The 6,405-nt window shown below is 55.5% G+C and carries 5 protein-coding genes; all 5 read left to right on the forward strand.

The features are described 5' to 3' along the window. Positions 1-666: 666 nt before the first annotated feature. The 5 genes from dppA (at position 667) to dppF (ending at position 6,387) form a co-directional block, all read left to right on the forward strand. Positions 667-2,274 (forward strand): dipeptide ABC transporter periplasmic-binding protein DppA, encoded by a 1,608-nt coding sequence (dppA, locus tag L977_RS20295; RefSeq protein WP_014882056.1) that lies wholly within the window; start codon positions 667-669, stop codon positions 2,272-2,274. Between the two features lie 177 nt (positions 2,275-2,451). Continuing rightward, entirely contained in the window at positions 2,452-3,471 is a 1,020-nt protein-coding gene (gene dppB, locus L977_RS20300) for a dipeptide ABC transporter permease DppB (RefSeq protein ID WP_014882057.1), read from the forward strand. Positions 3,472-3,480: 9 nt separating this feature from the next. Next, positions 3,481-4,383 carry a dipeptide ABC transporter permease DppC gene (dppC, locus tag L977_RS20305; RefSeq protein ID WP_014882058.1) on the forward strand — a complete coding sequence of 301 codons (903 nt, stop codon included), beginning with the start codon at positions 3,481-3,483 and terminating at the stop codon, positions 4,381-4,383. A 10-nt stretch (positions 4,384-4,393) separates the two neighbouring features. Next, the gene (gene dppD, locus L977_RS20310) at positions 4,394-5,377 is read left to right on the forward strand and encodes a dipeptide ABC transporter ATP-binding protein (RefSeq protein WP_032635363.1); all 984 of its coding nucleotides are present in this window, start codon (positions 4,394-4,396) and stop codon (positions 5,375-5,377) included. Next, positions 5,374-6,387, forward strand: coding sequence for a dipeptide ABC transporter ATP-binding subunit DppF (dppF, locus tag L977_RS20315; RefSeq protein ID WP_023331759.1), 1,014 nt, complete (start codon positions 5,374-5,376; stop codon positions 6,385-6,387). The genes dppD and dppF overlap by 4 nt, the downstream gene beginning before the upstream one ends. Positions 6,388-6,405: the final 18 nt, after the last annotated feature.

The raw sequence follows: 6,405 nt of genomic DNA on the forward strand, positions 1-6,405 counted from the left end.
GTTTGGGACCAGTGGGTCGGAGGTTCGAATCCTCTCTCGCCGACCACATTCTGAAAAGGGCTAACCGCAAGGTTAGCCCTTTTTGCATTATGACCTTAGCCCGCCAGAGTCACCAAAACGCCCCTTATCCTGGCTTCTCCCTGCCTGTTAACGATTTTGTGACATAATCCATTGTATTTTTTTATATATAGATTGATCTTTTTTCGCGTTGCTTATGGATAACCTCAGCATTTTTCGCTGTGCGTTTTAACGTTCGCGGTATTTAGTGCTCAGATAATCACCATTCTGCAAGAAAATTTACCCATTCTGAATAAAAGTTAATCACTGATTGTTGCGAAATATGAAGATATTTGTGCTGCAAGATGGCGAGTAGCATAAATTTCCCTGCTGAAAACTGGCATACATAGTTTTTTTAATCTTTGTTTGCGGTTTCTCACACTCCACGTAAATCCCCGTCACCTGTATTGACGTTTTCACATTCTGTTGACAGATTGTAGGGCATGAGGGGCATTTCAGGGACGATCTGCGCTGCAACTCAAACGCTCTTCTGAAAGGATTCTCCATCCCTTTACTGCCTTCGGGCACCACCGACCGGACCGGGTAAAAAATAAATAAAGGTCTGGCGGCGTAACACAACAAAGCAAAACATCACATTGGAGCAGAATAATGAGTATTTCCTTGAAGAAGTCAGGGATGCTGAAGCTTGGTCTGAGCCTGGTGGCTATGACCGTGGCAGCAAGCGTACAGGCAAAAACCCTGGTTTACTGTTCTGAAGGCTCGCCGGAAGGCTTTAACCCACAGCTCTTTACCTCTGGCACGACGTACGACGCAAGCTCTGTACCGATCTATAACCGTCTGGTTGAATTCAAAACCGGCACCACCGAAGTGATTCCGGGTCTGGCTGAGAAGTGGGACGTCAGCGAAGACGGTAAGACCTATACCTTCCACCTGCGTCAGGGCGTGAAGTGGCAGGACAGCAAAGAATTTAAACCAACGCGTGACTTTAACGCCGACGACGTTGTGTTCTCCTTCGACCGTCAGAAAAATGCCCAGAACCCGTACCACAAAGTGTCGGGCGGCAGCTATGAGTACTTCGAAGGGATGGGTCTGCCTGACCTGATCTCAGAAGTGAAAAAAGTGGACGATAAAACCGTGCAGTTCGTGCTGACGCGTCCGGAAGCGCCATTCCTGGCTGACCTGGCCATGGACTTCGCCTCTATTCTCTCTAAAGAGTATGCGGACAACATGCTGAAAGCCGGCACGCCTGAGAAAGTGGACCTGAACCCAATCGGTACCGGCCCGTTCCAGCTGCTGCAGTACCAGAAAGACTCCCGTATTCTGTATAAAGCCTTCCCGGGCTACTGGGGCACCAAGCCGCAGATCGACCGTCTGGTCTTCTCCATCACGCCTGATGCGTCCGTGCGTTATGCAAAACTGCAGAAAAACGAATGCCAGGTGATGCCATACCCGAACCCGGCTGACATCGCGCGCATGAAGCAGGATAAGAACATTAACCTGCTGGAACAGGCGGGCCTGAACGTGGGCTACCTCTCCTTCAACACCGAGAAGAAACCGTTTGATGACGTGAAAGTGCGTCAGGCGCTGACCTACGCGGTGAACAAAGAAGCGATCATCAAAGCCGTTTACCAGGGCGCAGGCGTTGCAGCCAAGAACCTGATCCCACCAACTATGTGGGGCTATAACGATGACGTTAAAGACTACAGCTACGATCCTGAGAAAGCGAAAGCGCTGCTGAAAGAAGCGGGCCAGGATAAAGGCTTCACCGTTGAGCTGTGGGCGATGCCGGTACAGCGTCCGTACAACCCGAACGCACGCCGTATGGCGGAAATGGTTCAGGCTGACTGGGCGAAAGTTGGTGTACAGGCCAAGATCGTGACCTACGAGTGGGGCGAGTACCTGAAGCGCGCCAAAGCGGGTGAGCACCAGGCGGTGATGATGGGCTGGACCGGTGACAACGGGGATCCGGACAACTTCTTCGCTACCCTGTTCAGCTGCGCGGCGGCGAAAGACGGTTCTAACTACTCTCGCTGGTGCTACAAGCCGTTTGAAGACCTGATCCAGCCGGCGCGTGCGACCGACGATCACAACAAACGTATTGAGCTGTATAAGCAAGCGCAGGTTGTTATGCACGATCAGGCTCCGGCGCTGATTGTTGCTCACTCCACCGTGTATGAGCCAGTGCGTAAAGAAGTGAAGGGCTATGTGGTTGATCCACTGGGCAAACACCACTTCGAAAACGTATCGGTTGAATAATTAAAAGCAACGCCAGGCGGCGTTGCGCTTGCACTGGCCTACGGTATGTAGGCCGGGTAAGCGTAGCGCCACCCGGCAGCAGTGCTTTATTTCCTCTCTGAAAGGAGAGGGGATAAGATTTGTGAGCAATACAGACGTCACGCCACTGGTCGTGCGTCATCAGAGAGAATCCGGGTTATGTTGCAGTTCATCCTCCGACGTCTGGGACTTGTTATCCCGACGTTTATCGGTATCACCCTTCTCACTTTTGCCTTCGTCCATATGATCCCCGGCGACCCGGTAATGATTATGGCGGGCGAGCGTGGTATCTCCCCTGAACGTCATGCGCAGCTTCTGGCTGAACTCGGCCTCGATAAGCCGATGTGGCAGCAGTACCTCCATTATATCTGGGGCGTGTTGCACGGTGACTTAGGGATTTCGCTAAAAAGCCGTCTTCCGGTGTGGGACGAGTTCGTGCCGCGTTTTAAAGCGACACTGGAGCTTGGCGTCTGCGCCATGATTTTCGCCACTGCGGTGGGTATTCCAGTTGGGGTACTGGCTGCCGTTAAACGTGGCTCCATTTTCGACCACACCGCTGTTGGCCTGGCGCTGACCGGCTACTCCATGCCTATCTTCTGGTGGGGCATGATGCTGATTATGCTGGTTTCGGTGCAGCTTAACCTGACGCCCGTCTCCGGGCGCGTCAGCGATATGGTTTTCCTCGACGACACCAATCCGTTGACCGGCTTTATGCTGATTGATACGGCTATCTGGGGTGAAGAGGGGAACTTCATCGATGCCGTCGCGCATATGATCCTGCCAGCCATGGTGCTGGGCACCATCCCTCTGGCGGTGATTGTGCGTATGACCCGTTCCTCCATGCTGGAAGTGCTGGGCGAAGATTACATCCGTACCGCACGCGCCAAAGGGTTAACCCGTATGCGCGTCATCATCGTACATGCGCTGCGTAACGCCATGCTGCCGGTGGTGACCGTTATTGGTCTTCAGGTGGGTACGCTGCTGGCAGGGGCTATCCTGACCGAAACCATCTTCTCCTGGCCCGGCCTCGGACGCTGGCTGATTGATGCGCTGCAACGCCGTGACTATCCGGTCGTGCAGGGTGGGGTGCTGCTGGTCGCGACGATGATTATCCTCGTCAACCTGCTGGTCGATTTGCTGTACGGCGTGGTGAACCCGCGTATTCGTCATAAGAAGTAAGGGGCCATCATGTCACACGTTTCTGAAAACAAAGTGGTTGCTGCACCGGTTCCAATGACACCGCTGCAGGAGTTCTGGCACTACTTCAAGCGCAATAAAGGTGCGGTAGTAGGGCTGGTGTATGTCGCAATCATGATCCTGATTGCGGTGTTTGCGAACTTCCTCGCACCTTATAACCCTGCGGATCAGTTCCGCGATGCGCTGCTTGCACCTCCTGCGTGGCAGGATGGCGGTAGCCTGGCGCACCTGCTGGGTACCGATGATGTAGGCCGCGATGTGCTTTCGCGTCTGATGTACGGCGCGCGTCTGTCGCTGCTGGTTGGCTGCCTGGTGGTGGTGCTGTCCCTGATTATGGGGATTGTGCTTGGTCTGGTGGCGGGTTACTTCGGCGGCATTGTCGATAACATCATTATGCGTGTTGTCGACATCATGCTGGCGCTGCCAAGCCTGCTGCTGGCGCTGGTGCTGGTGGCGATCTTCGGTCCATCTATCGGTAACGCCGCGCTGGCGTTGACCTTCGTGGCGCTTCCTCACTACGTGCGTTTAACCCGTGCGGCGGTGCTGGTGGAAGTGAACCGCGACTACGTCACCGCGTCTCGCGTGGCGGGGGCGGGGGCGATGCGCCAGATGTTCGTCAATATCTTCCCGAACTGCCTTGCGCCGTTGATTGTTCAGGCGTCGCTCGGTTTCTCAAACGCCATTCTTGATATGGCCGCTCTTGGCTTCCTGGGCATGGGTGCGCAGCCGCCAACACCGGAGTGGGGCACGATGCTCTCCGACGTGTTGCAGTTCGCACAAAGCGCCTGGTGGGTTGTCACCTTCCCGGGTCTGGCAATCCTGCTGACGGTGCTGGCATTTAACCTGATGGGTGACGGCCTGCGTGATGCGCTTGATCCCAAACTGAAGCAGTAAGAGGCACGAGATGGCGTTATTAAATGTAGATCAATTATCGGTGCACTTCGGAGACGTTGGCACTGAGTTTCGCGCCGTGGACCGCATCAGCTACAGCGTAAATCAGGGCGAAGTGGTGGGTATTGTCGGGGAATCCGGTTCCGGTAAGTCGGTGAGCTCACTGGCGATTATGGGGCTTATCGATTATCCCGGCCGCGTGATGGCGGAAAACCTGCAATTCAATGGTCAGGATCTGAAGCGCATTTCCGAAAAACAGCGCCGCCAGCTGGTGGGCGCGGAAGTGGCGATGATTTTCCAGGACCCGATGACCAGCCTGAACCCGTGTTACACCGTCGGCTTCCAGATTATGGAAGCGATAAAGGTGCATCAGGGCGGTAATAAGAAAACCCGTCGCCAGCGCGCGATCGATCTGCTGAATCAGGTGGGTATTCCTGACCCGGCATCGCGTCTGGACGTCTACCCGCACCAGCTCTCTGGCGGGATGAGCCAGCGCGTGATGATCGCGATGGCGATTGCCTGTCGGCCAAAACTGCTGATTGCGGATGAACCGACGACGGCGCTGGACGTGACCATTCAGGCGCAAATCATCGAACTGCTGCTGGAGTTGCAGCAGCAGGAAAATATGGCGCTGGTCCTGATTACGCATGACCTGGCGCTGGTGGCCGAAGCGGCGCACAAAATCATCGTGATGTATGCAGGCCAGGTCGTCGAGACCGGAAGTTCGCACGATATCTTCCGCGCACCGCGTCACCCTTATACGCAGGCTCTGCTGCGTGCGCTGCCGGAGTTTGCCCAGGATAAAGCGCGCCTGGCGTCACTGCCGGGTGTGGTGCCGGGTAAATATGACCGTCCGCAGGGCTGTCTGCTTAACCCGCGCTGTCCGTATGCGACGGACAAATGCCGGGCGGAAGAGCCAGAGCTGAACCAGCTTGCTGACGGCCGTCAGTCGAAATGCCACTACCCACTCGATGATGCCGGGAGGCCAACACTATGAGTACGCAACAGGCCACCACGCAACAACCGCTGTTGCAGGCCATCGATCTGAAAAAACACTACCCGGTGAAGAAGGGGATTTTTGCCCCTGAGCGCCTGGTGAAAGCGCTGGACGGCGTCTCCTTTACCCTCGAACGCGGCAAAACGCTGGCGGTAGTTGGGGAGTCGGGCTGTGGTAAATCTACGCTGGGCCGTCTGTTGACGATGATTGAAGTCCCGACCGGCGGTGAACTTTATTATCAGGGGCAGGATCTGCTCAAACACGATCCTCAGGCGCAGAAGTTGCGTCGCCAGAAAATCCAGATTGTGTTCCAGAACCCGTACGGTTCTCTGAACCCGCGTAAAAAAGTGGGACAGATTCTGGAAGAGCCGCTGCTCATTAACAGTAATCTGAGCAAAGAGCAGCGCCGCGAAAAAGCGCTGGCGATGATGGCGAAGGTCGGCCTGAAAACCGAGCATTATGACCGCTACCCGCATATGTTCTCCGGCGGCCAGCGTCAGCGTATTGCCATCGCCCGCGGCCTGATGCTCGACCCGGACGTGGTGATTGCCGATGAGCCCGTCTCCGCGCTCGACGTTTCCGTGCGTGCGCAGGTGCTGAACCTGATGATGGATCTCCAGCAGGAACTGGGACTCTCTTACGTGTTCATCTCCCACGATCTGTCGGTTGTCGAACACATTGCGGATGAAGTGATGGTGATGTACCTGGGGCGCTGCGTGGAGAAGGGGAGCAAAGACCAGATCTTTACTAACCCGCGTCACCCGTATACCCAGGCCCTGCTGTCTGCGACGCCGCGTCTCAACCCGGACGATCGCCGTGAGCGTATTAAGCTGACGGGTGAGTTGCCAAGCCCGCTGAATCCGCCTCCTGGGTGTGCATTTAACGCCCGCTGCAGTCGCCGCTTTGGTCCCTGCACGCAGCTGCAGCCGCAGCTGAAGGATTATGGTGGTCAACTGGTCGCCTGTTTCGCGGTCGATCAGGATGAAAATGGCGAGAAGCCACATGCATAAAGAAAAAAACCGGCGTTA

The sequence above is a fragment of the Enterobacter sp. ZOR0014 genome, from assembly GCF_000798855.1.
In the GTDB taxonomy this organism is placed as follows: domain Bacteria; phylum Pseudomonadota; class Gammaproteobacteria; order Enterobacterales; family Enterobacteriaceae; genus Enterobacter; species Enterobacter kobei.